Here is a 24,904-nt window from a genome sequence, read left to right on the forward strand (position 1 = left end):
GAAAGGAGGTGATCCAGCCGCACCTTCCGGTACGGCTACCTTGTTACGACTTAGTCCTAATTACCGATCCCACCTTCGACGGCTCCCTCCACAAGGGTTGGGCCACCGGCTTCAGGTGTTACCGACTTTCATGACTTGACGGGCGGTGTGTACAAGACCCGGGAACGTATTCACCGCAGCGTTGCTGATCTGCGATTACTAGCGACTCCGACTTCATGAGGTCGAGTTGCAGACCTCAATCCGAACTGGGACCGGCTTTTTGGGATTCGCTCCACCTCACGGTATTGCAGCCCTTTGTACCGGCCATTGTAGCATGCGTGAAGCCCAAGACATAAGGGGCATGATGATTTGACGTCATCCCCACCTTCCTCCGAGTTGACCCCGGCAGTATCCCATGAGTTCCCACCATTACGTGCTGGCAACATAGAACGAGGGTTGCGCTCGTTGCGGGACTTAACCCAACATCTCACGACACGAGCTGACGACAACCATGCACCACCTGTATAGAGACCTTGCGGGGCGACTGTTTCCAGACGTTTCCTCTATATGTCAAGCCTTGGTAAGGTTCTTCGCGTTGCATCGAATTAATCCGCATGCTCCGCCGCTTGTGCGGGTCCCCGTCAATTCCTTTGAGTTTTAGCCTTGCGGCCGTACTCCCCAGGCGGGGAACTTAATGCGTTAGCTGCGTCACGGAATCCGTGGAATGGACCCCACAACTAGTTCCCAACGTTTACGGGGTGGACTACCAGGGTATCTAAGCCTGTTTGCTCCCCACCCTTTCGCTCCTCAGCGTCAGTTACGGCCCAGAGATCTGCCTTCGCCATCGGTGTTCCTCCTGATATCTGCGCATTCCACCGCTACACCAGGAATTCCAATCTCCCCTACCGCACTCTAGTCTGCCCGTACCCACTGCAGGCCCGAGGTTGAGCCTCGGGTTTTCACAGCAGACGCGACAGACCGCCTACGAGCTCTTTACGCCCAATAATTCCGGATAACGCTTGCGCCCTACGTATTACCGCGGCTGCTGGCACGTAGTTAGCCGGCGCTTTTTCTGCAGGTACCGTCACTTTCGCTTCTTCCCTGCTAAAAGAGGTTTACAACCCGAAGGCCGTCATCCCTCACGCGGCGTTGCTGCATCAGGCTTTCGCCCATTGTGCAATATTCCCCACTGCTGCCTCCCGTAGGAGTCTGGGCCGTGTCTCAGTCCCAGTGTGGCCGGTCACCCTCTCAGGCCGGCTACCCGTCGACGCCTTGGTGAGCCATTACCTCACCAACAAGCTGATAGGCCGCGAGCTCATCCCTGACCGAAATTCTTTCCAGCTACTGACCATGCGGTCGCAGCTCGTATCCGGTATTAGACGCCGTTTCCAGCGCTTATCCCAGAGTCAGGGGCAGATTGCTCACGTGTTACTCACCCGTTCGCCACTGATCCACAGAGCAAGCTCTGCTTCACCGTTCGACTTGCATGTGTTAAGCACGCCGCCAGCGTTCATCCTGAGCCAGGATCAAACTCTCCGTAAAGAAAATTTGCTGCGACCAGTCGGAAAAAGACCAGAGCAGCGAGTTTGATGCTGACCAAAGAGATAAATCATTGCTGACTATCCGTTGCCTCCCCGAAGGAAGGTCTTTGATCCAAAGGAATCTCACCCCACCGAAGTGGAGTCGAGGTTATTTGGCATTTGACAAGTGCACGCTGTTGAGTTCTCAAGGATCGGACGCTCCCCCAACTGACCTCACAGCCAGCCCAGAGGGCAACTTCACAACCATACCCCACCGACGACACGCTTCGGTTGACGTGGGAACGAAGTTCCGTGCCAGTCGAGGACTGATGTTCGGGGTGGAGGTTCCATCCTAGACGCAAGCGTCTTGTTCTCGCAAGAGGTTTGGGATGGGATTCGTTCTCCGCTTGAGGGGGCGTAGGCCTTCCGGCCCTCTCGCTCTTCCCTGTGGGGCGAACAAGTAATAAGTTACGCGGCTCCCGGCATCGTGGCAAAGCGGTGCGACATCCCGGGCGTGTCGCAACCCGCTCGACGGCCCGCGATCCGCGTGATCATGCGGAAAACGGCGGATGCCGCGGCTGGTTCGGCCGCGGCATCCGCCGTCTCGCTGTCGAGCGTCGCTCGCGCGATCACTCCCACTCGATGGTCCCCGGGGGCTTCGAGGTGACGTCGAGCACCACGCGGTTCACGTCGCGGACCTCGTTCGTGATCCGGTTGGAGATCTTCGACAGCACGTCGTAGGGCAGGCGCGTCCAGTCCGCGGTCATCGCGTCTTCGCTCGAGACGGGACGCAGGACGATCGGATGTCCGTAGGTGCGCCCGTCCCCCTGCACTCCCACCGATCGCACATCGGCGAGCAGCACGACGGGGCATTGCCAGATCTCGGCATCCAGCCCCGCCTTCGTCAGCTCGGCACGGGCGATCGCGTCGGCGTCACGCAGGATCTCGAGACGGTCAGCGGTGACCTCGCCCACGATGCGGATCCCGAGGCCGGGCCCCGGAAACGGCTGACGTCCGACGATGGCCTCGGGAAGTCCGAGCTCGCGGCCGATGGCGCGGACCTCGTCCTTGAAGAGCGTTCGCAGCGGCTCGATGAGCTCGAACTGCAGGTCTTCGGGCAGGCCGCCCACGTTGTGGTGGCTCTTGATGTTCGCCGTGCCGGCGCCACCGCCGGACTCGACGACATCCGGGTACAGCGTCCCCTGCACGAGGAACTGGATCGGCTCGCCGTCGGCGGCCGCCTCGGCCATCAGGTCGCGCTCGGCCTGCTCGAAGGCGCGGATGAACTCACGCCCGATGATCTTGCGCTTCTGCTCGGGGTCGCTCACGCCGGCGAGGGCCTCGAGGAAACGTTCGCGGGCGTCGACCGTGATCAGCCGGACACCCGTCGAGGCGACGTAGTCGTTCTCGACCTGCTCCCTCTCGCCCTTCCGGAGAAGGCCGTGGTCGACGAAGATCGCGGTGAGCTTGTCACCGACCGCCTTGTGCACGAGGGCCGTCGACACGGCCGAGTCGACACCGCCCGAAAGCGCGGAGATCACGCGCCCCGAGCCGACTTGCTCGCGAATGCGCTCAACCTGCTCGGCGATGACGTTGCCGCTGTTCCAGTCGGCCGGGAGCCCCGCCGCCTTGTGCAGGAAGTTCTCGAGCACCTTCTGCCCGTGGTCGGAGTGCTTCACCTCGGGGTGCCACTGCACGCCGTAGAACTTGCGCGTGTCGTTCGCGAAGGCGGCCACGGGCGTGGCTGCTGTGCGAGCGAGCACCTCGAATCCCTCGGGCGCGCGCGAGACCTGGTCTCCGTGACTCATCCAGACGTTCTGCTCGACCGGCTGCCCCTCGAGCAGGGTGCCCTCCGTGACGATGGTCGCGTCGGTGGCGCCGTATTCGCGGAGTCCGGTGTTGGCGACCTCACCGCCCAGGCTCTGGGCCATCACCTGGAATCCGTAGCAGATCCCGAGGGTCGGGACGCCGAGATCGAACACCCCGGGGTCGATCGCCGGGGCGCCGGGTTCGTACACCGACGACGGACCGCCGGAGAGGATGATGCCCACCGGCTCCTTCGCCGCGATCTCCTCGGCGGTCGCGGTGTGCGGGACGAGTTCGCTGTAGACGCCCGCTTCGCGCACGCGACGGGCGATGAGCTGGGCGTACTGCGCGCCGAAGTCGACGACGAGGACAGGACGCTGCGACGTTTCAGTCTGGGTGGTCACCGGGTGCCTTCCGTGGCGGGGATGGATGCGGCGGCCTCAGCGGCTTCGCGCTCGGCGAGGTAGGTCCTCACCTCGCGTGCGACGCGGGCCTCCATGAAGAACGACAGGGCGGGCACGACGCCGCCGAGTGCGAGCAGGATGAAGCGGGGGAACGACCAGCGCATGAGACTCCATACGCGGAAGCAGGAGAACAGATACACGACGTAGAACCAGCCGTGCACGACGAGGATCGCGAGCGAGATGTTGAAGCCGTCGCCCGTCGAGAGCATCTCGCACGAGTTCGTCTGCGGCAGGAACAGCGACCACCACTCGCAGTCGGCACCGGCGATCACGGGCGCGAACCAGAGCAGACCACCCGACCCGCCGGCGAAGAGCTCGGTGTGGATCGGGGTGTACTTCAGGATCATCTCGGCGAGCAGGAGCAGCAGGCCGACACCCGTGATCACCGAACAGATCTGGTAGAAGCGCAGTGCGTTCCGGATCGCCGGGAACGTGGCGAGTTTCGGGGCGCGAGGCATGGGGTCCAGTCTAGTCGCGGCCCGGCGGGACGCTTCCCGCGGCGGGGACGTCAGCGTCCTCGCGTTCGTCCTCGAGGTCTTCGAGCTCTTTCTCCCATGCGTCCTTGGCCAGGCGGTACCACATGTAGAAGGCGAAGCCCGCGAACACCGCCCACTCGACGGCGTAGAAGATGTTGAGCCAGTTCACGTTCGACCGCTCGTCCGGCGCCGGCGAGTGGATCGCGGTCAGGCCCCCGAACGACTCCGCGGACGTGAGGTAGCCGCGGTAGACGTCGAGCCCCGCCGTGTCGTGCCAGCGGCTGAGCAGCGCGGCGGGCGACATCCGCGTCATCTCCTGCGGATCGGCGCCACGCCCCGGCAGCGCGGGGCCTTCGTCGGAGATGATGCGTCCCGTGAGGGCGACATCCTGCGGCGGATCGGCGTCGAGTGCCGCCGCGGCGGCATCCGCCTCGGCTCGGTCGGCCGTCCACCCCACCGCGACGGCGAGCGAGGTCGGATCGGACGACCGCGCGGACTCGGGATCGACCCGGAGCTGACCGGTCACCCAGTACCCCTCCTCGCCGCGGTCGAAGCGCGACGAGACGACCTCGAAGTCGTCGGCGACGAACGACCCGCGCGCCTCCACCCGCTGACCGACCAGCGGCTCGGGCAGGTATTCGCCGGGTTCGGCCACATCGGCGAGCGGGCGCACCTGCTCGGTCTGACCCGGCGGGGGCGGCGAGGTGTCGACGGCGCGCGAGAGCTGCCACTGGCCGAGCCACGCGAACACCGCCGCCACGAGCAGCGCGAAGGCGAGCATGCCCAGCCACCACGGGCGCAGCATGACCTCGCGCAGCGTAGGCGCGAAAGCCGCCGCCGGCGCTGCGGAGGGAGCGGAGTCGATCGAGCTCATGTCACCGCACGCTGTACGGCGCCACCACGACCTCCACGCGCTGGAACTCCTTGAGGTCGGAGTAGCCGGTCGTCGCCATCGACTTCTTCAGCGCGCCGATGAGGTTCGCGGTGCCGTCCGCGACCGGCGCCGGGCCGTAGAGCACCTCTTCGAGCGAGCCGACCTGCTCCACCGCCACACGGCGACCGCGGGGAAGCTGAGCGTGGTGGGCCTCGGGTCCCCAGTGGAAGCCCTGGCCGGGGGCATCCGTCGCGCGCGCCAGGGCGACGCCCAGCATCACGGCGTCGGCACCCATCGCGAGCGCCTTGACGATGTCGCCCGACGTGCCGACGCCGCCATCGGCGATGACATGGACGTAACGCCCGCCCGACTCGTCGAGGTAGTCGCGACGTGCTCCGGCGACGTCGGCCACAGCCGTGGCCATCGGAGCGTGCAGGCCCAGGGTCGCGCGGGTGGTCGAGGCGGCGCCGCCGCCGAAGCCGACGAGCACACCGGCCGCCCCCGTGCGCATGAGGTGCAGGGCAGCGGTGTAGGTCGCCGCGCCGCCGACGATCACCGGGACGTCGAGGTCGTAGATGAACTTCTTGAGATTCAGGGGCTCGTCGACGCTCGAGACGTGCTCGGCCGACACCGTCGTGCCTCGGATGACGAACAGGTCGACGCCCGCGGCGACGACCGTCTCGTACAGCTCCTGCGTGCGCTGCGGGGTGAGCGAGCCGGCCACCGTGACGCCCGCCGCGCGGATCTCGGCCAGGCGGTCGCGCACGAGCCCGGGCTTGATCGGCTCGGCGTAGAGCTCCTGCATGCGTCGGGTCGCCGACGCATCAGGCAGTCCCGCGATCTCGGCGAGCAGGGGCTCGGGGTCGTCGTATCGCGTCCAGAGCCCCTCGAGGTCGAGCACGCCCAGTCCGCCGAGCTGACCGAGCATGATCGCCGTGCGGGGACTGGTGACGGAGTCCATCGGAGCGCCGAGCACCGGGATCGAGAACTGGAACGCATCGATCGACCAAGCGGTCGACACGTCCTCGGTGTTGCGGGTGCGCCGCGAGGGCACCACCGCGATGTCGTCGAACGCGTAGGCCCGACGGGCGCGCTTGGCGCGGCCGAGCTCGATCTCCATGGTCACCCCTCCAGCCTACCGGCCGGCCCGGACGCGACGTCCGGACCGGCCGCCCGCTCAGCGAGCACGGGCGACGCGCTGCTCGTCCCAGACCGCCTCGCCCGACTCGTAGACGCGTCCGTCTCCACCGAAGACGACGAACCGATCGAACGAGCGCGCGAACCAGCGGTCGTGCGTGACCGCGAGGACCGTCCCCTCGAACGCGGCGAGCGCCTGCTCGAGGGCCTCGGCCGACGTGAGGTCGAGGTTGTCGGTCGGCTCGTCGAGCAGCAGCAGCGTCGCGCCGGAGAGCTCGAGCAGCAGCACCTGGAACCGCGCCTGCTGGCCGCCCGAGAGGCTGTCGAAGCTCTGCTCGGCCTGGCGGACGAGCCCGTAGCGGTCCAGCGCCGAGCTCGCGGCATCCCGTGGCATCCCGGCTCGGCGGTCGTCGCCCCGATGCAGGATCTCCAGCAGGGTGCGGCCGGCGAACTCCGGATGCCGGTGGGTCTGGGCGAACCAGCCCGGGACGACTCGCGCCCCGAGCGTGACGCTGCCGGCGTGAGCGACCGGCTCGAGGGCGGCACCGACGGTGGTGACGTGCCCGAGCAGCGCGTCGGGCGCTGTGCCGCCGGCTGCGAGCAGCCGCAGGAAGTGGGACTTCCCCGAACCGTTGGAGCCGAGCACGGCCACGCGATCGCCGAACCAGACCTCGAGGTCGAACGGCTGCATGAGGCCGATGAGCTCGAGTCCATCGGCGACGACCGCGCGCTTGCCAGTACGCGACCCGCGCAGGCGCAGCTGGAGGTTCTGCTCGGCGGGGCGTTCCTCGGGAGGACCGGCCTCCTCGAACCGGCGCAGGCGCGTCTGGGCCGCCCGGTACCGCGAGGCGAAGTCGTCGCTCGCGGCCGCCTTCACCTTCATGTCGGCGACGAACTTCTTCAGTTTCGCGTGCTCCTCGTCCCACCGACGGCGCAGCTCGTCGAGGCGGGCCATCCGGTCGTCGCGGGCGCGGTGGTAGGTCTCGAAGCTCCCGCCGTGGACCCACGCCGTGCTGCCTGCTCCCCCGGCCTCGAGCGTCACGATGCGGTCGGCGGCGCGCGCGAGCAGCTCTCGGTCGTGCGAGACGAGCAGGACCGTCTTGGTCGTCTCGCGCAACTGCTCCTCGAGCCAGCGCTTGCCCGGGACGTCGAGGTAGTTGTCGGGCTCGTCGAGCAGGAGCACCTCATCGGGTCCGCGCAGCAGCGCCTCGAGAGCGAGCCGCTTCTGCTCGCCGCCCGACAGGGTCGTCAGCTCGCGATAGCTCGCCCGCTCGAACGGGACGCCGAGAGCCGCCGTCGTGCAGGTGTCCCATACGGTCTCGTACTCGTAGCCGCCGGCGTCGGCGTAGTCGGCGATCGCGGCGGCGTAGCGCATCTGGGTGTCGAGCTCGTCGGAGGCGATCACGGCGTTCTCGGCGTCATCCAGCTCGCGGGCGGCGAGGCGGACGCGATCGGGCGCGACCGAGATGAGCAGGTCGTGGACGGTCTCACCGGCGACGCCGTGCCCGACGAACTGGTCCATGACCCCGAGCCCGCCGTCGATCTGGACGACGCCGCCGTGGGCCGCGGCATCCCCGCGGATGATGCGCAGCAGCGTCGTCTTTCCCGCGCCGTTCTGACCGATCAGCGCGGTCGTCGAGCCTGCGCCGACACGGAACGTCACCTCGTCGAGCAGCGGCCTGCCGTCGGGGAGGGTGTACGAGACACCTTGGATGTCGAGCGATCCCATCGTGGACCGGGCCTTTCCGCTCCACTGCGGAGCCGACCAGGCTATCGCATCGCGGCGCGCGCCCGCGTACCTCGGAGAATCGGACGAGACTCGGATGCTGGGGCCGAATGCGTCCGAGAATGACGCGATTCTCCGAAGTCGGCCGTAATCGCGCACGGCGGCGCGGCGGCGGGTGGGATGCTGGCCGCATGAGTCGCATCGTGATCATCGGCGCCGGCGTCATGGGCCTCGCCACCGCATGGGCACTGACCCGGCGCGGTGAACGGCCCATCGTGCTCGAGCGCTTCGGGCGCGGACACACGCACGGGGCCTCGCACGGCGAGACACGCAACTTCAACAACGCCTACGCCGACACCCACTACCTCGACCTGCTGCAGCGAGCGCGCGAGGGCTGGGATGCGCTCGGCGAGGTCGGCGGCGAGCCACTGCTGCGGCGGCACGGGCTCGTGACCCACGGGGTCGGCAGTGACCTCGGCGGCGCCGCCGACGGCGACGCGGGGCTCGAGACGATCGCCCGGAGCCTGCGCGAACGCGGCATCCCGGTCGAGATGCTCGCGGCGGCGGAGGCGGGTGCGCGCTGGCCCGGGATGCGGTTCGAGACGGATGTGCTGTTCTCGTCGGACGCCGGTGTCGCGCGGGCGTCGGCGGCGATGCTCGAGCTCGAGCGGCGCGTGCTCGCCGCCGGTGGAGAGGTGCGCTGGGGCGCGCCGGTGACGGGGGTCGACGACCTCGGCGAGCGCGGCGCGCGCGTGCAGCTCGCAGACGGAGGAGAGATCGAGGCGGATGTCGTCGTCGCGACGGTCGGCGCCTGGACCGAGCGCCTGCTGCGCGGCATCCGCTTGCCGCGCCTGACGGTGACCGAAGAGACTCCGGCGCATTTCGCTCCGACGACCGGCCCGTGGCCCTCGTTCAACCATCGGCTCGACCCGGCGCGCTACCCGGCGCCGGTCTACGGCATGCCGACGCCGGGCGAAGGCGTGAAGGTCGGATTCCACCGCGTCGGAGACGTCGTCGACCCTGACGAGCGGCCCCACCGTGTGACGCACCACGACACGCTCGTCGACTACGTGCGCGAATGGATGCCGGGCCTCGACCCGGGCTCCGCTGTACACCTGTCGTGCACCTACACCTCGACCGATGACAGCGCGTTCGTGCTCGACCGCGTCGGCTCGGTCGTGGTGGGCGCGGGGTTCTCGGGCCACGGCTTCAAGTTCGCGCCCGGTGTCGGGGCGACTCTCGCCGACCTCGCCCTCGATGCGGCGGCTCGCGCGGCCGCGCCGTTCCGGCTGCCCGCGGCCTGAACGCGGGCGAGGGCGGCGCGAAGTTCGGAGGATGCGGCGAAGTTCGGAGGATGCGGCGAAGTTCGGACCGATCGGCTCGATCCCTCCGAGTTCGACGCGATTCTCCGTAGTTCGCGGGCAGTCCCCGCGCGGCGCGACTCACGGCCACAGGTGGAGTCGCTGAGCGAGAGCGCGCTGCAGGGTGCGCTGGACGGCGGCACGCTCGTGCACCACCTGCCGGTACGTGAAGCGCAGCACCGTGTAGCCGCGCAGCCGCAGCTCGGCGTCGTGGGCGACGTCCGCGGTGCGCTGCGCGCTCGAGGAGTGGAACGCGAATCCGTCGACCTGAACGACCAGCGCCTCGCCGATGAGGCCGTCGACGAATCGGCCGGCGATGCGGGCCTGTTGCACGACGGCGACACCGCGCTCGCGTAAGGGGGCGAAGATCAGCGTCTCCAGGCCGGAGTCGGATAGTCCCGTCACAGCGGAGGCGAGCTCACGCGCGGCGATGGAGGTCCAGGGCACCGCGCGCAGAGCTTCGGGCGCCAGAGCTTCGGCGCGGGATGCCGATTCCCACACCACGAGCGCCTCGTCGCGCGACAGGCATTGGGCGATGTGGCCGAGAGCGTCCTCGATCCCGGCTTCGAGATCCGACCGCGCGACGGGGCAGAGCGCCCGCGTCCAGTGGGCGCTGACGTCGGCGCCGATGAGGCCCGATGACGAGGCGCGCGGCAAGAGGTGGACGTGGTGTCGTTCGCGAATGCCGTCGGGAACCCACCAGCCGCGCCGCCGCGCGAGCGAGACGCACGTGAGCCTGCCGCCGGCGGATGCCGCGGCGAGCAGGTCGTGCGGAGCCCCGGCGGAGACGCACCACGCGCGGCGCACCATCCGCAGTCCGCCTCCGGCCACGGCCTCGCGCAGCACGCGCACCGGGAACCCGGCTGCGAGCACCGCGCTGCGATGCGCGATACCGCCGGCGGCATCCACCCAGTCGGCCACTTCGGAGGGAGCAGGACGGCGCGGCATCCCGTCATCGTGACGGCGCTTCGCCGCCGCGCGGCATCCGGACCCGAGAACTCGGGACGACAGCGCGCCACGGCGAGCTGGGGAGGAGCCGCCGCGCACGTCCTTCGTCGGAGAATGCGACGAAGGACGGACGATCCGCGGGGATCGGTCCGACCTTCGTCAGAATCTCCGAGCTTCGGGCCCGGGGGTCAGCGCTTGTAGTTCGGGGCTTCCACCACGATCTGAACATCGTGGGGGTGGGACTCCTTGAGCCCGGCCGAGGTGATGCGGACGAACTTGCCGCGAGCCTTGAGCTCTTCGACGGTGCGGGCGCCGACATAGAACATCGACTGCCGCAGTCCCCCGATGAGCTGGTAGGCCACGGCCGACACGGGGCCGCGATAGGCGACCTGGCCCTCGATCCCCTCGGGGATGAGCTTGTCGTCGCTCGGCACATCGGCCTGGAAGTAGCGGTCCTTCGAGTACGAGGTCTTCTTGCCGCGGGTCTGCAGCGCACCGAGCGAACCCATGCCGCGGTACTGCTTGAACTGCTTGCCGCCCTGGAAGACGATCTCGCCCGGCGACTCGTCGGTTCCGGCGAGCAGCGACCCGAGCATGACCGAGTCGGCACCGGCGACGAGGGCCTTGGCGATATCGCCCGAGTACTGCAGGCCGCCGTCGGCGATGATCGGGATGCCGGCTTCGCGCGCGGCCAGCGATGCTTCGTAGATCGCGGTGACCTGGGGAACACCGACTCCGGCGACGACGCGCGTGGTGCAGATCGAGCCCGGCCCGACGCCGACCTTGACGGCATCCACACCCGCGTCGATGAGGGCCTGCGCGCCCTCGCGGGTCGCGACGTTGCCGCCGATGACGTCGATGTGCTCGAAGGATGCGTCGGCCTTGAGCCGCTTGACCATGTCGATGACGCCCGCGGACTGGCCGTTCGCGGTGTCGACCACGATCACGTCGACACCGGCGTCGCGGAGGGCCTCGGCCCGCTGCCACGCGTCACCGAAGAAGCCGATGGCCGCGCCGACGCGCAGGCGTCCCTGGTCGTCCTTCGTGGCGAGGGGGTACTTCTCGCTCTTGTCGAAGTCCTTGATCGTGATGAGACCGGCGAGCTTGCCCTCGTCGTCGAGGAGGGGCAGCTTCTCGACGCGGTGGTGGGCGAAGAGCGCGATGACCTCGTTCGCACCGATGCCGACCCGCCCGGTGACCAGGTTCTCGCTCGTCATGACGTCGCGCACCTTCGTGGTCTGACGCTCGAAGCCCGAGACGAAGCGCATGTCGCGGTTCGTGACGATGCCGAGCAGATGCCCCTCGTCGTCGATGACCGGCAGACCCGAGATGCGGTACTGCCCGCAGAGCGCGTCGACCTCTTCGATCGTGGCGTCGGGGGTCGTGGTGATCGGGTCGGTGATCATGCCCGACTCGCTGCGCTTGACCCGGTCGACCATCGCCGCCTGCTCCTCGATGGAGAGGTTGCGGTGGATGATCCCGATGCCGCCTTCGCGGGCGATCGCGATCGCCAGGCGCGCCTCGGTGACGGTGTCCATCGCGGCCGACAGCAGGGGCGTCGCCACGGTGATGCGGCGCGTCACGCGCGACGACGTATCGGCCTCGGACGGGATGACGTCGGTGTGCCCCGGCAGGAGCAGGACGTCGTCGTAGGTGAGGCCGACGAATCCGAACGGGTCGTTGTAGTCGCTCATGCGCACTCCTTGAAAGTCTCAACGATTCTAAGCGCCCGGCGCCGCGCGGCATTCCCGCGCCCGAGATCCGCGAAACGACACACCGCATTCGTTGTTGCGCACCGGAAACACGCAAGCAACAATCAGCGCATACGTTCAGGTGTCGCCGAAGCCACCAGCAGAACCGGTACCTCTCGGCGTTCGTCCACTTATCTCAGGAGGTGCCAGTGGCGATCACTTCGATGACGCGCGCTGCTCGTCGCCCGAGGCGCATGTTCTCGACGTTGATCGCCGGCCTCCTGGCCGCCGTGGCGTTCCTGGGCATCGCCTCCCCCGCCCTCGCCGCAGGCGACGACGCCGAGTCGTTGCCGTTCACGATCGCGGGCAACGTCCGCACCGGCGGTGAACCCGTCGAGGGAGTCACCATCGTCGTGACCGGCGGCGACTTCGAAGCCGAAGGCGAGACGAACGAGAGAGGCAGCTTCTCGATCGGCGTTCCGACCAAGGACGTCGCCTACACCGTCGAGCTCGTCGAAGACAGCCTCCCCTCGGGGGTGTCGGTTCCGGAGGGCTTCGAGCCCACCATCGAGGTGGAGTTCGGCGCGACCAGCACGATCACGCGCAACTTCACCCTCGAAGCGGCCGAGCGGCAGACGACGAGCTTCGTCGACCAGCTGCTCTCCCGCGCGGTCAACGGGCTGAACTTCGGTCTCATGCTGGCCCTCGCCGCGATCGGCCTCTCGCTCGTGTTCGGCACGACGGGACTGTCGAACTTCGCCCACGGCGAGATGGTCACCTTCGGCGCGCTCGCCGCGCTGCTGTTCTCAGCCGGTTTCAGCCTGCCGATCTGGATCGCGATCCCGTTGGCGGTCGCCGTGTCGGCGCTGTTCGGGCTGACGATGGATGCCGGCCTGTGGCGACCGCTGCGACGCCGCGGCCTCGGCACCGTGCAGCTCATGATCGTCTCGATCGGCCTCTCGCTCGCGCTGCGCTACGTCTTCCAGATGTTCGTCGGCGGCGGGACGGCGCAGCTCCCCGGCGGTTCGACCTCGGTCATCCCCGGACTCGGCCCCGTCCGTCTCACCCTCACCGACGTGATCAGCATGGGTGTCTCACTCGTGGTCATCGCCGGCTTCGCCTGGTGGCTGATGCGCACGAGGATCGGCCGCGCGACCCGGGCCGTCTCGGACAACCCCTCGCTCGCCGCGGCCAGCGGCATCGACGTCGACGCGGTGGTCCGGGTCGTCTGGGTGGTCGCCGCAGCCCTCGCCGGCCTGTCCGGTGTGCTGTGGGCCTACTTCCGCCCGGGCATCAAGTGGGACATGGGCACCAGCATCCTGCTGCTCATCTTCGCCGCCGTCACGCTCGGCGGTCTCGGGACCGCCTTCGGCGCGCTCGTGGGCGCCATCATCGTGGGGCTCCTCGTCGAGGTGTCGACGCTGTGGATCCCCTCCGACCTCAAGTACGTCGGCGCGCTGGTCGTGCTGATCGTCATCCTGCTGTTCCGCCCGCAGGGTCTCCTCGGGCGCCGAGAGCGAATCGGATAGGCATCGTGAACTTCCTTCAGATCCTCAGCAACACCGCGGCGCAGATCCTCGCCCCGGCGACCCTCGGGTACATCCTCGCCGCCATCGGCCTCTCGGTTCACTTCGGCTTCGCGGGCCTGCTGAACATGGGTGTCGCCGGGTTCATGGCGATCGGCGCCTACGGGTTCGCCATCTCGATCCTCACCTTCGGGCTCGCGTGGCCGGTGGCAGCGCTCGTCGGCCTCATCGCCGCCGTGATCTTCGCGCTCGTCATGGGCATCCCGACCCTCCGGCTGCGCGGCGACTACCTCGCGATCGTGACGATCGCAGCTGCCGAGGTGCTGCGCCTGCTCTTCCTGACGTCGGCGTTCCGCAACCAGACGGGATCGGCCGACGGTCTCTCGGGCTTCCAGGCCGGATTCCGCGCCAGCAACCCGCTTCCTCCCGGTCGGTGGGGTTTCGGGCCGTGGACCTACCAGTCGGACCAGTGGTGGGTCATCATCGTCGGGATCATCACGATCGCGATCGTGGTCGTGCTGGTCTGGCTGCTCATGAGCAGCCCGTGGGGGCGCGTCATCCGCGGCATCCGCGAGGACGAGGACGCCGTGCGCTCGCTCGGTAAGAACGTCTTCGCCTTCAAGATGCAGGCGCTCATCGTCGGCGGCGTCATCATCGCGGCGGGCGGCATCGTCACCGCCATGGGGACCAACGTCAACCCGAACGTCTACGTCACCTCGCAGACGTTCTACGTCTGGACGGCGCTGCTGCTCGGCGGCGCGGCCACCATCTTCGGCCCGGTGCTCGGCGCCGTGCTCTTCTGGGTGGTGCGCGCGTTCCTGTCGAACCTGCTGCCGGCCCTCGTCAACATCGGCTGGCTGCCGTTCCTGACCAGCGAGCAGAGCCAGATGCTCGTGTTCGTGCTGGTCGGCGTCGCGCTCATGCTGCTGGTGATCTTCCGCCCGCAGGGCATCCTCGGAAGCAAGAAGGAGCTGACCTTTGTCCGCTGATGTCGTACCCCCGACGCCGCGCCCCAAGGCGACCGGCCTGCACAAAGACGACGGCAGCGGCGAGGTCCGCCCCGGCGTCGCGAAGAACGACCCCATCATCGTCGCCGACGGCGTCAAGCGCGTCTTCGGCGGCCTGACCGCGGTCGATGTCGAGCACCTCGAGATTCCGCGCGGTGCCATCACCGCCCTGATCGGACCGAATGGCGCCGGCAAGACCACGCTGTTCAACCTCCTCACCGGCTTCGACAAGCCCAACGCGGGGTCGTGGTCGTTCGACGGGACCAACCTGGCCGGCATCCCCGCCTTCAAGGCGGCCCGCATGGGCCAGGTGCGCACGTTCCAGCTGACGAAGTCGCTCGGCCTGCTCACGGTGCTCGAGAACATGAAGCTCGGTGCCCCGAAGCAGACCGGCGAGGGGATCTTCGCCGGCATCCTCCCCTTCCTCTGGCGCAAGCAGGAGGCGGAGATCGAGGAGAAGGCGCGGGGCCTGCTCGCGCGGTTCAAGCTCGACACGAAAGAGAAGGACTTCGCCGCGTCGCTCTCGGGCGGACAGCGCAAGCTCCTCGAGATGGCCCGTGCGCTCATGAGCGATCCCGTGCTCGTCATGCTCGACGAGCCGATGGCCGGGGTGAACCCCGCGCTGACGCAGTCGTTGCTCGACCACATCCTCGACCTGAAGGACCTCGGCATGACCGTGGTCTTCGTCGAGCACGACATGCACATGGTGCGCCACATCGCCGACTGGGTGGTCGTGATGGCCGAAGGACGCGTCGTCGCCGAGGGCCCGCCCGACACCGTGATGCAGAACCCCGCCGTGATCGACGCGTATCTCGGCGCGCATCAGGACGTCGACCTCGGCGTCGTGACGGGCCGCCACGCCGGCGAGCTGCCGCCCGAGGCGGAAGAGCTCGTCGAGACCGTGCACGAGCTCGACCAGGCGATCGTAGAGGCGCCGACCACGGATGCCGCGGGTGTTCCGGATGCCGCGGATGCCGCGGATGCCGACAAGGATGGGGACCGCAAGTGACCGAGAACGTCGTCGAGCTGTCCGACGTGCACGCGGGGTATCTGCCCGGCGTGAACATCCTCAACGGCGCGAACCTCACCGCCGCCCCCGGTGAGCTCGTGGGGATCATCGGCCCGAACGGCGCCGGCAAGTCCACGATGCTCAAGGCGATCTTCGGTCAGGTGAAGGTGCGCTCCGGTTCGGTGAAGCTGAACGGCGAGGAGATCACGGGGCTGCGCGCCAACAAGCTCGTCTCGAAGGGCGTCGGCTTCGTGCCGCAGACGAACAACGTCTTCCCGAGCCTGACGATCGCCGAGAACCTGCAGATGGGGGCGTACCAGCGACCGAAGGTCGTCGCGGAGCGCACCGACTTCGTGACATCCATCTTCCCCGATCTCGCCAAGCGGCTGCAGCAGCGGGCGGGATCGCTGTCGGGCGGCGAACGTCAGATGGTCGCCATGGGGCGCGCGCTCATGATGGACCCGTACGTCCTGCTGCTCGACGAGCCGTCGGCGGGCCTGTCGCCGTCGCGTCAGGACGAGGCGTTCCTGCGGGTGTCGGAGATCAACAAGGCGGGCGTGACGACGATCATGGTCGAGCAGAACGCCCGGCGCTGCCTGCAGATCTGCGACCGCGGGTACGTCCTCGACCAGGGTCGCGACGCCTACACGGGGACCGGCCGCGAGCTGCTCAACGACCCCAAGGTCATCGGCCTGTACCTCGGCACCCTGGGCACCTGACGCCTGGTTTGGCTGGCTTCGCCTGGTTTGGCTGGCTTCGCCTGGCAGTTCTCGCCCCTTCTCACACGCGGAAGGGGCCTGAGCTGCCAGGCGAAGTGCATTTGACGGCGGCGCTCCTCCCCCACGAGAGAGCTGGGTGGGATGTGCACAGGCGGGGACGCCCGCCCACACGCGGGCCGCGGCCGCCCGCAGGATGAGGGAATGCCGCGACGTCCGGAGCCTTTGCCCGAAGACCTCGACGAGGTGTTCTCGTGCGCCGCGGCATCGGCGTCGGGCATCTCGCCCAAGCGGCTGCGTGCGGCAGACCTCGACACGCCCTTCCGCGGCGTGCGCCGAAGGCGCGGAACAGAGGATGCCGTAGCGTGCGGGCTGCTCGACGACGATCAGGAGGTCCGACGCCGGGTGCTCGACCGCGCGCGAGCCTACTCCCAGATCATGGACGCGCGGGCCTTCTTCTGCGGACGGACGGCAGCGGTGCTCTGGGGGACGAGCGCTCGTCCCCCGAGCGAGCTCGAGGTGGGGGTCGTCGCGCCCGCGCGCGCACCGCGCCGGCACGGCATCCGAGGACGCCAGCTCGCCCCGACGCACGTCGAGGTGACCACTCTCGGAGGCCTGCGGGTGTCGACGCCGGCATCGACGTGGGCGATGCTCGGGCGGGATGCCGGTGTTCGCGAGCTGGTCCGCATCGGCGATGCTCTCGTGCGGGTGCCGCGCGGTGAGCGGGGGCGGCGCCTGCCCGAGGAGCGACTGAGCACGGTCGAGGAGCTGGCTGTCGCCGCCGCCGCGGGGAGACGTGTCGGCTCCGCGAAGCTCGCGGAAGCGCTCGCGCTCATTCGTGAGGGCGCGATGTCGCCGCTGGAGACCGACTTCCGGCTCGTCGTCGTCGCGGCGGGGCTGCCGGAGCCTGTGCTCGACCGTGAGATCCGGGATCGTGCGGGGCGCTTAGCGGGGATCGCGGATGCCGTCTGGCCCGAGTACCGCGTCATCGCCGAGGTCGAGGGCGACCACCACCGCACCTCGAGACGCCAATGGGCGCGCGACATCGAGAAGCACACCGCCTACGTCGCTCTCGGCTTCGAGGTGGTGCGGCTCACCTCCGCGCACATCCGACCCACCGGCTCCGCGGCAGTGGCCCTCGTGGGCGGTGCCCTGCGACGGCGCGGCTGGTCTCCCCCGCGCTGACCACGCTCCGCCTGGCAGCTCGCGCCCACTCCCGAACCAGGAACGGGCGCCAACTGCCACCCCAATCCCAGACCGATGGCCCCACTTGGCAGCTTGCGCCCACTCACGCCCAGAGAGTGGGCGCCAACTGCCAATTCAGCAACTGTGGGGCAACCGGACTGGCCGGGGCGCCGGCACGCCGAGCCGGCGGTCCACGCCACACGTGGCTGCTCGTGCCTGCTCCGCGCCTCCGAAGGGGCGCCAACTGCCAGCTCGGGCACCGACCCAGCCCAGGCCGATGCCTTACTTGGCAGCTCGCGCCCGCTCACGCCCCGAGAGGGGGCGCAAACTGCCAACTCGAGCCTCGACCCCGTCCAGACCCGGGCTCACCTGGCAGCTCGCGCCCGCTCACGCCCCGAGAGGGGGCGCCAACTGCCAACTCGAACCCCGGCCCCGAGCCCAGCCCGCACCCACCGCACACGACGAGGGCCCCGGCCAGGAGACCGGGGCCCTCGTCGTGGTGATCAGCCGACGCGGACGAACTCGTAGTTGTTGTCGTCGCCGTACTCGAAGACACCGGTGGATGCCTCCGTCGGGTCGCCCACCTCGTTGAAGGTGATCGGGCCCGAGACGCCGTCGTAGTCGGCGGCTTCGCCGGCGATGATCAGGTCGGCGCATTCCGCGAAGCTCGTGCACTTCGTGCCGTCACCCGAGCCGCCCGAGACCGCCTGCAGGTTCGCGGCCACGTCGGGGCCCGCCGTCGATCCGGCCTGCAGCGCCGCGAGAGCGAGCAGCACGACCGCGTCATACGACTCCGGCCCGTAGGTGAAGTCCTGAAGCTCGGCGTTGCCGGCACCGGTCCAGAACGCCTGCAGGTTGTCGCGGAAGGTCGCGATCGACGCGGGGTCGACCGCGGGGTAGGTGCCCTTCGCACCCGCCATGGTGCCGGCTTCGAAGTCGTCGCCGAAGTTCGCCAGGTTTCCATCGACGAGGTAGAGCTGCTCGGGGGCCACCTCGGCGCCGATCAGCTCGGGGATGATGGTCTTGACCTCTTCGAACGTGATCAGCGCGATCGCGTCGGGGCCGGCTGCGAGAACATCCTCGACCTGGGCCGAGAAGTTCGTGTCACCGGTGTTGTAGAGCGAGGTTGCGACGACCTCGCCGCCGGCAGCCTCGAACGCGGCCTTGGTGAAGCACGCGAGGCCGGTGCCGTATGCGTCGTTGAGGACGATCATGCCGAGCGTCTCGTTGCCGTCGGCGCCGATCAGGTTGCCGAGCACTTCGCCCTGCAGCACGTCGGAGGGAGCGGTGCGCCAGTACAGGCCGTTGTCCTTGTAGCCGGTGAAGGCCGCGGAGGTGTTGGCGGGCGAGAACTGGATGGCGTTCGCGGCGATCACCTGGTCGATGAACTGCAGCGACGTACCGGAGGAGGCCGCACCGATGATCGCCGTGGCGCCTTCGCCCAGCAGTCGGGGGATCTCGGTCTCGTAGGCCTTGTTGTCGGTGTCACCCGAGTCGCCCTGCTTCAGGTCGATCGTGATGCCCTTGCCCGCGGCGTTGATCTCGGAGGCGGCGAACTCGGTCGCCGAGATCTCGGGCGGGCCGAGGAAGGCGAGGTTGCCGGTCACGGGCAGAGCCGTGCCGATCGTGTAGGTGAGGTCGGTTCCGGGACCGGTCGAGGTCGAGGTGTACTCCGGCGTGTACGACGCGGGCGCGGCCGCGTCGCAGTCGATCGGGAAATCGGCCGAGGTGTTCCCGCCGGCGTCGCCCGACGCAGCGGGTTCGCTGTCTCCGGCACAGCCTGCGAGGACGAGGGCACTCGCGCCGATCACGGCGATACCGCCGAGGACCTTCGCGGTGCGGGAACGGGTGAGAACGCCCATTGTGCTCCTTGATGAGTGGGAACGCGGCACCGAAGCCCCGCGAGGTTGGGGTTAAACCTAGTGGCGCTCTCGCGTCGGCGATGTTGCGATGTGTTAACGGTCTGTTACGCGACCCAATCGTTATCTCCGGCGCCGCGTGAACCCCGACGTTCCGCGGCGGAGCCCGGCGCCACGACCCTCATCGGGCCGATCAGACGAGCCGGAATGCGACGCTGCGGTCAGGCTCCCCGCTCCCGTGCGGCGGTCTCAGACGACGGGCGCGACATCGGATGCCGCGTCGGCGCGCTTGGATCGACGAGCGGCGCGCAGCGAGTCGACGCTGAGTACGACGAGGGCGAGCCAGACGAGCCCGAACCCGATCCAGCGCTCGAGCGGCATCGGCTCGCCGAGGATCCAGGCGCCCGTGATGAACTGCAGGATCGGTGCCGCGAACTGCAGCAGACCGATCACCGTGAGGCTGCTGCGCCGCGCACCTGCCGCGAAGAAGAGGAGGGGCACGGCGGTGACGACGCCGGCAAGGGTCACCAGGGCGGTGTGCCCGGGGCTGACCGAGCCGAACATCAGCCCGCCGGTGACGGCGACGACGATCGCCTGGACGATGGCGACGGGTGCGAGCCAGAGCGATTCGAGGGTCAGCCCGCTGACGGCATCCACCGACGGCCCGATCTGCTTCTTCACCAGCCCATAGGTTCCGAAGCTGGCCGCGAGGGTCAGGGCGATCCAGGGGAATGCGCCGTACCCGACGACGATGACGCCGACCGCGACCGCCGCGATGCCGATCGCGACCCACTGCGCGACCCGCAGCCGCTCCTTCAGGACGAGCACTCCGAGGAGGACCGTGACGATCGGGTTGATGAAATACCCCAGGCTCCCCTCGATCACGTGGCCGGTGAGGGTGCTGATGAGGAAGACCTGCCAGTTCACGTAGATGAGCAGGCCGGCGACGATCGTCCACAGCACCAGCCGCGGCGTGCGCAGGATTGCGATCAGCTTCCCCCAGGCGCGGAGCACCGTGAGGAGGATCGCGCAGAAGACGAGCGAGAAGAGGATGCGCCACGACACGACCTCGAACGGCCCCATCGGGGCGAGCGTGAGGAAGTAGAGGGGCATGAACCCCCACAGGACGTACGCCGAGAAGGCGTAGATCCCACCCAGGGTGCGCTCACGGGCGGGATCGACGGGTGTCACGAGCCAAGCATAGGACGGTCATGACACGTCGCGGTCGTGACGGACTGCCATCCGCCGCCGCGCTTCTGCCATGACGAAGGCCCGGATGCCATGCACCCGGGCCTTCGTGGAAGAGCTCTGCGTCAGCGGACGACGACGGCGAGGACGTCGCGCGCCGAGAGCACGAGGAACTCGTCAGCGCCGAACTTGACCTCGGTTCCGCCGTACTTGCTGTAGATCACGCGGTCGCCGACGGCGACGTCGAGCGGAACACGGTTGCCGTTGTCATCGATGCGGCCGGGGCCCACCGCCACGACCTCGCCCTCCTGGGGCTTCTCCTTGGCGGTGTCGGGGATGACCAGACCACTCGCAGTGGTCTGCTCGGCCTCGACCTGCTTGATGACGATGCGGTCCTCGAGCGGCTTGATGGAAACCGACACGGTCTACCTCTTTCTTCGACAAGACTTGTTGGCAATCTCACCCTGAGAGTGCCAACTCCGAGTGTAGGGGGACGTTGGCACTCACGCAACGCGAGTGCCAACCTACCGCGGCATCCGCCGCCGCCCCCGCGTAGGCTGTCGTGGTGGATCACGCCGAGCTCTCCGCGTTGCTGACCCCCGAGGGCCTCCGTCTGGTCGACACCCTCCGGATCTCATCGACGGCGGATGCCGCCACCGCGGTCTCGCGGCTGCGGCGCGAGGGCCTCTCCCCCGACCTCGTGTCGGCGGTGGTCGGCCAGGCCCGTCTGCGGGAGCGCGCGCGGGCGAAGTTCGGTCCGTTCGCCGACCGGATGCTGTTCACCCGAGCCGGTCTCGAACAGGCCACGCGTCTCGCGGTCGCCGCGCGTCACGCCGGCCGATTCCGCGATGCCGGCATCGCCCGCGTGGCCGACCTCGGCTGCGGGATCGGCGGCGACGCGCTCGGCTTCGCCGGTATCGGGCTCGAGGTCCTCGCCGTCGACGCCGACGAGATCACCGCCGCCCTGGCCGCCTACAACCTCGCCCCGTTCGGCTCATCGGCCCGGGTACGCCACGGCCGCGCCGAAGAGACCGATCTCACCGGCATCGACGCGGTCTGGCTCGATCCGGCACGTCGAACCTCGGGGCACGGCGAGACGCGCCGCGTCGCGGCATCCGACTACACACCTTCGCTCGAGTGGGCCTTCGGCCTCGCGGAACGGCTGCCGACCGGCATCAAGCTCGGGCCCGCCTTCGACCGTGACGACCTCCCGACCGACGGCGAAGCGCAGTGGATCAGCGCCGATGGGTCGACGATCGAGCTGGTCGTGTGGTCGGGCGCTCTCGCTCGCCCGGGCGTGCGGCGTTCTGCGCTCGTTCTCCGCGGCGACCGTGCCGCCGAGCTCACGGCGCCGGGCGACGCCGCCGACGCCGAGCCGCGCGAGCTCGGCGCTTACCTGCACGAGCCCGACGGCGCCGTCATCCGCGCTCGCCTGATCGGCGATGTGGCGCGCTCGCTCGACGCCGGCATGCTCGCCGGCGGGACGGCCTACATGACGTCCGACGCCGGACCCACCAGTCCGTTCGCCACGACGTTCCGGGTCCGCGAGGTGCTGCCGCTGAAGCCGCGCGACATCGATGCCGCCGTCAAGCGCGCGGGCATCGGCATCCTGGAGATCAAGAAGCGCGGCGTCGACGTCGATCCGGCGCAGTTCCGCAAGAAGCTCACACTGACGGGGAGCGCGTCGGCGACCCTCTTCCTCACCCGCATCGGAGACCGACGCGTCGCCGTCCTCGCGGACCGGGTCGACGCCGACCCCGCCGAAGGGGCTCAGTCCAGCAGCCCGGACTGACTCGCCGACCAGACGAGCCACCCGGCGCTGTACACGATCGACAGCGCCGCCAGGCCGAGCGCCCACACCGCGACGGTGCGGCTCTCCCACGGCCGACGGAAGGCGAGCACGGCCATCACGATCGCGGCGAGGCCGAGCGGGAACGCCCACCCGACGAACAGCGACAGGACGAGGGCGATGATCGCCAGGGCCAACGACCACGCCCCCGATCGGGGCAGGACCTCGGCCGCCGGAGCCCACTGGACCCGCGGCTCAGGCGCGACGGGCTCGATCCGGCCATCGGGCTCGGGAATGTGCAGCAGCGGCGTCGGCTGAGTGAACTCACGCTGGAACCCGCCGCGGTGCTCTCCGGGCAGCGGCGCGGACAGTGGGGCCGGAGCAACGTCGTCGGAGGGCGCATCCACCGCGGGTCGCCGACTGCGCAGCCGGTCGTCGCTCATCAGCGCACCTGGATCTCGGTCACGGGAAGCGTCGAATCAGCGCCGAACGAGAGCGTCGACGGCTCGGCGCCCGAGGAGATGAGCTCGGCGGCGAGCGCCGCGATCATCGCCCCGTTGTCGGTGCACAGGCTCAGCGGCGGGATGCGGACCGCGACTCCGGCGGCAGCGGCGCGTTCGATCGCGACCTCGCGCAGTCGCCGGTTGGCGATGACACCGCCGCCGAGCAGCAGCCGCGGCACGCCGTGCTGAGCGCACGCGTCGAGTGCCTTGGTCACGAGAACATCGACGACGGCTTCGCGGAACGATGCCGCGACGTCGGCGATCGGCACGGTCTCGCCCGCCGCCTGGCGCTGCTCGACCCAGCGCGCCACGGCGGTCTTGAGCCCCGAGAACGAGAAGTCGTACCGGTGCGCGGCCATGTCGGAGGCCCGCGAGAGCCCGCGGGGGAACCGGATCGCGTCGAGGTCGCCGTCCGCCGCGGCGCGATCGATCTCCGGGCCGCCGGGGTAAGGCAGACCGAGGATGCGCGCGATCTTGTCGAATGCCTCGCCGGCGGCGTCATCCATCGTCTCGCCGAGCATCTCGACGTCGGAGACGAGGTCTCGGACGAGGAGGAGCGAGGTGTGTCCGCCACTGACCAGGAGAGCGACGGTGGGGTATTCGACGTCGTCGCCGGTGAGGATGTCGGCGGCGATGTGCCCGACGAGGTGGTTGACGGCGTAGAGCGGCTTCTCGAGCGACACGGCGAGGGCCTTCGCGGCGCCCACGCCGACCATGAGGGCGCCCGCGAGCCCCGGCCCGCTCGTGACGGCGACGGCGTCGAGGTCCGTCAGCGAGACCCCGGCCTCGGCTACGGCGGCCTCGATCGCCGGCTGCAGCGCCTCGAGGTGCGCGCGGGCGGCGACCTCCGGCACGACGCCGCCGTAGCGGGCGTGCTCGGCCATCGAGCTCGCGATCGTATTCGACAGCAGGGTGCGCCCGCGGACGATCCCGATGCCGGTCTCGTCGCAGCTGGTCTCGATCCCCAGCACGAGCGGCTCGGAACGGGTCGGCTCGGTGGTCATCGTTCGGTCCCTCCCTCACCGCGGAGGCTCAGCTGCATGATGATGGCGTCGACGTCGTCCGGTTGGTAGTAGCGCGGCCGGCGCGCGATCTCGACGAAACCCTCGGAGGCGTAGAGCCGCTGCGCGACCGGGTTGTCGGCGCGCACCTCGAGGAAGACCTCGCGCGCTCCCCGGTCACGGGCCTCGGCGATCAGCGCCCGAAGCAGCCTCCGGCCGCGGCCGGTGCCCCGCCGTGCGGGTTCGAGGGCGAGGGTCTGGATGTCGGCGTCGGCCGCACCGTGCACCGCACGCACGCCGCCGTAGCCGACGACGCGATCGTCCTCGACGTCGACGAGGTACCGGCCGTGCGGCGAGGCGATCTCGGCGGACATGGCCCCGCGGCTCCACGCGTCGGTCGGGAACGACGCTTCCTCGAGCGCCATGATGGCGTCGAGGTCACCGTCCGTGGCTGTGCGCAGGCTCACGTGCCGACCTTCTTCGGCCCGGCGGGAACGGTCACATCGGGGGCACGGAGATACAGCGGCTCCGCGGCGTCGCCGATCGCGATGTCGATCGCTCCCGACGCCAGCCGCTCGGCCGCGACGCGGGCGAGGGCAGCGGCGCTGATCGACGTCGTCTCGGCGAGTTCCGCCGCGGGGGCACCGAAGAGGTCGAGGGGCTCGGTCGCCGCGCGTGGGACGAGGTGCGGATCGACGATGCGCACCGGCATCCCGTTCTCGACGCGGTAGACCGAGACGGCGAGCTCCCGACGGCGGGCATCGGTCACGATCGCGATCGGCTCTCCCTCGACCGGGGCTGCGCCCGGGCTCGCGAACTCGGGATCGACGTGCGCGCGGGCCGCGGCGTCATGGCTCGCGACCGGGATCAGCGGGATGCCGCGCCCGAGCGCGAACGCGCGCGCGGCGGCGATACCCACCCGCAAGCCCGTGAACGGGCCCGGGCCCATGCCGGCCGCGACGGCAGTGATCTCCGCGGGGCCGACGCCCGCGTCGCCGAAGACGCGCACGAGCAGATCTCCGATGACCTCGGCGTGCCCGCGGGGGTCGGGGCTGACCGCCTCGGCCCGCACGCGACCCGCGGGGTCGACGATCGCGACGGCGGTGCCGATCGAGGTGTCGATGCCCAGAATCACGTCA

21 protein-coding genes and 1 rRNA gene are annotated in these 24,904 nt (G+C 69.2%); 7 read left to right on the forward strand and 15 right to left on the reverse strand.

Annotation, left to right across the window (positions count from 1 at the left end):
* Window position 1 precedes the first annotated feature (1 nt).
* The 6 genes from QUC20_RS13090 to QUC20_RS13115 all read right to left on the reverse strand — a co-directional run bounded on the left by QUC20_RS13090 (window position 2) and on the right by QUC20_RS13115 (window position 7,985).
* Window positions 2-1,521 (reverse strand): 16S ribosomal RNA (locus QUC20_RS13090).
* Window positions 1,522-2,128: 607 nt separating this feature from the next.
* Window positions 2,129-3,709: a glutamine-hydrolyzing GMP synthase gene (guaA, locus tag QUC20_RS13095; protein ID WP_289330159.1), complete on the reverse strand. Its 1,581-nt coding sequence runs from the start codon at window positions 3,707-3,709 to the stop codon at window positions 2,129-2,131.
* Window positions 3,706-4,227, reverse strand: a complete 522-nt coding sequence (locus QUC20_RS13100; RefSeq protein WP_112617903.1) for a DUF3817 domain-containing protein — start codon at window positions 4,225-4,227, stop codon at window positions 3,706-3,708. Before QUC20_RS13100 ends, guaA begins: the two co-directional genes overlap by 4 nt.
* A 10-nt stretch (window positions 4,228-4,237) precedes the next feature.
* A complete protein-coding gene (locus QUC20_RS13105; protein ID WP_434543638.1) occupies window positions 4,238-5,119 on the reverse strand; it encodes an SURF1 family protein in 882 nt (293 codons plus the stop codon).
* A gap of 1 nt (window position 5,120) precedes the next feature.
* The gene (locus QUC20_RS13110) at window positions 5,121-6,239 is read right to left on the reverse strand and encodes a GuaB3 family IMP dehydrogenase-related protein (protein ID WP_120265310.1); all 1,119 of its coding nucleotides are present in this window, start codon (window positions 6,237-6,239) and stop codon (window positions 5,121-5,123) included.
* A 57-nt stretch (window positions 6,240-6,296) separates the two neighbouring features.
* Window positions 6,297-7,985 (reverse strand): ABC-F family ATP-binding cassette domain-containing protein, encoded by a 1,689-nt coding sequence (locus QUC20_RS13115; protein ID WP_289330160.1) that lies wholly within the window; start codon window positions 7,983-7,985, stop codon window positions 6,297-6,299.
* 188 nt (window positions 7,986-8,173) lie between these two features.
* On the opposite strand from QUC20_RS13115, the gene QUC20_RS13120 reads away from it, so the two are divergent.
* The gene (locus QUC20_RS13120; protein WP_289330161.1) at window positions 8,174-9,286 is read left to right on the forward strand and encodes an FAD-dependent oxidoreductase; all 1,113 of its coding nucleotides are present in this window, start codon (window positions 8,174-8,176) and stop codon (window positions 9,284-9,286) included.
* Window positions 9,287-9,424: 138 nt separating this feature from the next.
* Here the strand turns inward: QUC20_RS13120 and QUC20_RS13125 are convergent, their stop codons facing one another.
* Both QUC20_RS13125 and guaB read right to left on the reverse strand, forming a co-directional pair.
* Window positions 9,425-10,291 (reverse strand): endonuclease domain-containing protein, encoded by an 867-nt coding sequence (locus tag QUC20_RS13125; protein WP_289330162.1) that lies wholly within the window; start codon window positions 10,289-10,291, stop codon window positions 9,425-9,427.
* Window positions 10,292-10,479: 188 nt separating this feature from the next.
* Window positions 10,480-11,985, reverse strand: a complete 1,506-nt coding sequence (gene guaB, locus QUC20_RS13130; protein WP_289330163.1) for an IMP dehydrogenase — start codon at window positions 11,983-11,985, stop codon at window positions 10,480-10,482.
* A 251-nt stretch (window positions 11,986-12,236) separates the two neighbouring features.
* Here guaB and QUC20_RS13135 point away from each other — a divergent pair, with 251 nt between their 5' ends.
* The 5 genes from QUC20_RS13135 (at window position 12,237) to QUC20_RS13155 (ending at window position 17,425) form a co-directional block, all read left to right on the forward strand.
* Window positions 12,237-13,511 (forward strand): branched-chain amino acid ABC transporter permease, encoded by a 1,275-nt coding sequence (locus tag QUC20_RS13135; protein ID WP_289330164.1) that lies wholly within the window; start codon window positions 12,237-12,239, stop codon window positions 13,509-13,511.
* Window positions 13,512-13,516: 5 nt separating this feature from the next.
* Window positions 13,517-14,497 carry a branched-chain amino acid ABC transporter permease gene (locus tag QUC20_RS13140; RefSeq protein WP_120265305.1) on the forward strand — a complete coding sequence of 327 codons (981 nt, stop codon included), beginning with the start codon at window positions 13,517-13,519 and terminating at the stop codon, window positions 14,495-14,497.
* Window positions 14,487-15,524 carry an ABC transporter ATP-binding protein gene (locus QUC20_RS13145; protein ID WP_434543639.1) on the forward strand — a complete coding sequence of 346 codons (1,038 nt, stop codon included), beginning with the start codon at window positions 14,487-14,489 and terminating at the stop codon, window positions 15,522-15,524. Before QUC20_RS13140 ends, QUC20_RS13145 begins: the two co-directional genes overlap by 11 nt.
* Window positions 15,521-16,243 (forward strand): ABC transporter ATP-binding protein, encoded by a 723-nt coding sequence (locus tag QUC20_RS13150; RefSeq protein ID WP_091503903.1) that lies wholly within the window; start codon window positions 15,521-15,523, stop codon window positions 16,241-16,243. The genes QUC20_RS13145 and QUC20_RS13150 overlap by 4 nt, the downstream gene beginning before the upstream one ends.
* Window positions 16,244-16,444: 201 nt before the next feature.
* On the forward strand, window positions 16,445-17,425 hold the full coding sequence (locus QUC20_RS13155; RefSeq protein WP_289330165.1) for a putative endonuclease domain-containing protein: 981 nt from the start codon (window positions 16,445-16,447) through the stop codon (window positions 17,423-17,425).
* Between the two features lie 503 nt (window positions 17,426-17,928).
* On the opposite strand, the gene QUC20_RS13160 is transcribed toward QUC20_RS13155, so the two are convergent.
* From QUC20_RS13160 to groES, 3 genes are all read right to left on the reverse strand, one after another.
* Window positions 17,929-19,287, reverse strand: a complete 1,359-nt coding sequence (locus QUC20_RS13160) for an ABC transporter substrate-binding protein (protein ID WP_289330166.1) — start codon at window positions 19,285-19,287, stop codon at window positions 17,929-17,931.
* A gap of 246 nt (window positions 19,288-19,533) precedes the next feature.
* Window positions 19,534-20,475, reverse strand: a complete 942-nt coding sequence (rarD, locus tag QUC20_RS13165; RefSeq protein ID WP_120265301.1) for an EamA family transporter RarD — start codon at window positions 20,473-20,475, stop codon at window positions 19,534-19,536.
* Window positions 20,476-20,597: 122 nt separating this feature from the next.
* Entirely contained in the window at window positions 20,598-20,894 is a 297-nt protein-coding gene (gene groES, locus QUC20_RS13170; protein WP_023954390.1) for a co-chaperone GroES, read from the reverse strand.
* A 143-nt stretch (window positions 20,895-21,037) separates the two neighbouring features.
* Here groES and QUC20_RS13175 point away from each other — a divergent pair, with 143 nt between their 5' ends.
* Complete coding sequence (locus QUC20_RS13175; protein ID WP_289330167.1) at window positions 21,038-22,264, forward strand: class I SAM-dependent methyltransferase; 1,227 nt, start codon at window positions 21,038-21,040, stop codon at window positions 22,262-22,264.
* Here the strand turns inward: QUC20_RS13175 and QUC20_RS13180 are convergent.
* Genes QUC20_RS13180 through tsaB form a run of 4 tightly spaced genes read right to left on the reverse strand, consistent with a single transcriptional unit; the run spans window position 22,243 to window position 24,900 of the window.
* A complete protein-coding gene (locus tag QUC20_RS13180) occupies window positions 22,243-22,704 on the reverse strand; it encodes a hypothetical protein (RefSeq protein ID WP_289330168.1) in 462 nt (153 codons plus the stop codon). The genes QUC20_RS13175 and QUC20_RS13180 overlap by 22 nt on opposite strands.
* Complete coding sequence (tsaD, locus tag QUC20_RS13185) at window positions 22,704-23,768, reverse strand: tRNA (adenosine(37)-N6)-threonylcarbamoyltransferase complex transferase subunit TsaD (protein ID WP_120265298.1); 1,065 nt, start codon at window positions 23,766-23,768, stop codon at window positions 22,704-22,706. Before tsaD ends, QUC20_RS13180 begins: the two co-directional genes overlap by 1 nt.
* The gene (gene rimI / locus QUC20_RS13190; RefSeq protein WP_120265297.1) at window positions 23,765-24,232 is read right to left on the reverse strand and encodes a ribosomal protein S18-alanine N-acetyltransferase; all 468 of its coding nucleotides are present in this window, start codon (window positions 24,230-24,232) and stop codon (window positions 23,765-23,767) included. The genes tsaD and rimI overlap by 4 nt, the downstream gene beginning before the upstream one ends.
* A complete protein-coding gene (gene tsaB, locus QUC20_RS13195) occupies window positions 24,229-24,900 on the reverse strand; it encodes a tRNA (adenosine(37)-N6)-threonylcarbamoyltransferase complex dimerization subunit type 1 TsaB (protein WP_120265296.1) in 672 nt (223 codons plus the stop codon). The genes rimI and tsaB overlap by 4 nt, the downstream gene beginning before the upstream one ends.
* Window positions 24,901-24,904: the final 4 nt, after the last annotated feature.

It is taken from the genome of Microbacterium arborescens (assembly GCF_030369635.1).
Lineage (GTDB): Bacteria > Actinomycetota > Actinomycetes > Actinomycetales > Microbacteriaceae > Microbacterium.

Bases quoted from the DNA above. Each gene is read 5' to 3' on its own strand.
- guaB (WP_289330163.1), bottom strand. From the start codon at position 11,985: ATGAGCGACTACAACGACCCGTTCGGATTCGTCGGCCTCACCTACGAC.
- QUC20_RS13125 (WP_289330162.1), bottom strand. From the start codon at position 10,291: ATGCCGCGCCGTCCTGCTCCCTCCGAAGTGGCCGACTGGGTGGATGCC.
- QUC20_RS13115 (WP_289330160.1), bottom strand. From the start codon at position 7,985: ATGGGATCGCTCGACATCCAAGGTGTCTCGTACACCCTCCCCGACGGC.
- QUC20_RS13155 (WP_289330165.1), top strand. From the start codon at position 16,445: ATGCCGCGACGTCCGGAGCCTTTGCCCGAAGACCTCGACGAGGTGTTC.
- QUC20_RS13135 (WP_289330164.1), top strand. From the start codon at position 12,237: ATGTTCTCGACGTTGATCGCCGGCCTCCTGGCCGCCGTGGCGTTCCTG.
- QUC20_RS13105 (WP_434543638.1), bottom strand. From the start codon at position 5,119: ATGAGCTCGATCGACTCCGCTCCCTCCGCAGCGCCGGCGGCGGCTTTC.
- QUC20_RS13160 (WP_289330166.1), bottom strand. From the start codon at position 19,287: ATGGGCGTTCTCACCCGTTCCCGCACCGCGAAGGTCCTCGGCGGTATC.
- tsaD (WP_120265298.1), bottom strand. From the start codon at position 23,768: ATGACCACCGAGCCGACCCGTTCCGAGCCGCTCGTGCTGGGGATCGAG.
- QUC20_RS13180 (WP_289330168.1), bottom strand. From the start codon at position 22,704: ATGAGCGACGACCGGCTGCGCAGTCGGCGACCCGCGGTGGATGCGCCC.
- QUC20_RS13120 (WP_289330161.1), top strand. From the start codon at position 8,174: ATGAGTCGCATCGTGATCATCGGCGCCGGCGTCATGGGCCTCGCCACC.
- QUC20_RS13100 (WP_112617903.1), bottom strand. From the start codon at position 4,227: ATGCCTCGCGCCCCGAAACTCGCCACGTTCCCGGCGATCCGGAACGCA.
- QUC20_RS13110 (WP_120265310.1), bottom strand. From the start codon at position 6,239: ATGGAGATCGAGCTCGGCCGCGCCAAGCGCGCCCGTCGGGCCTACGCG.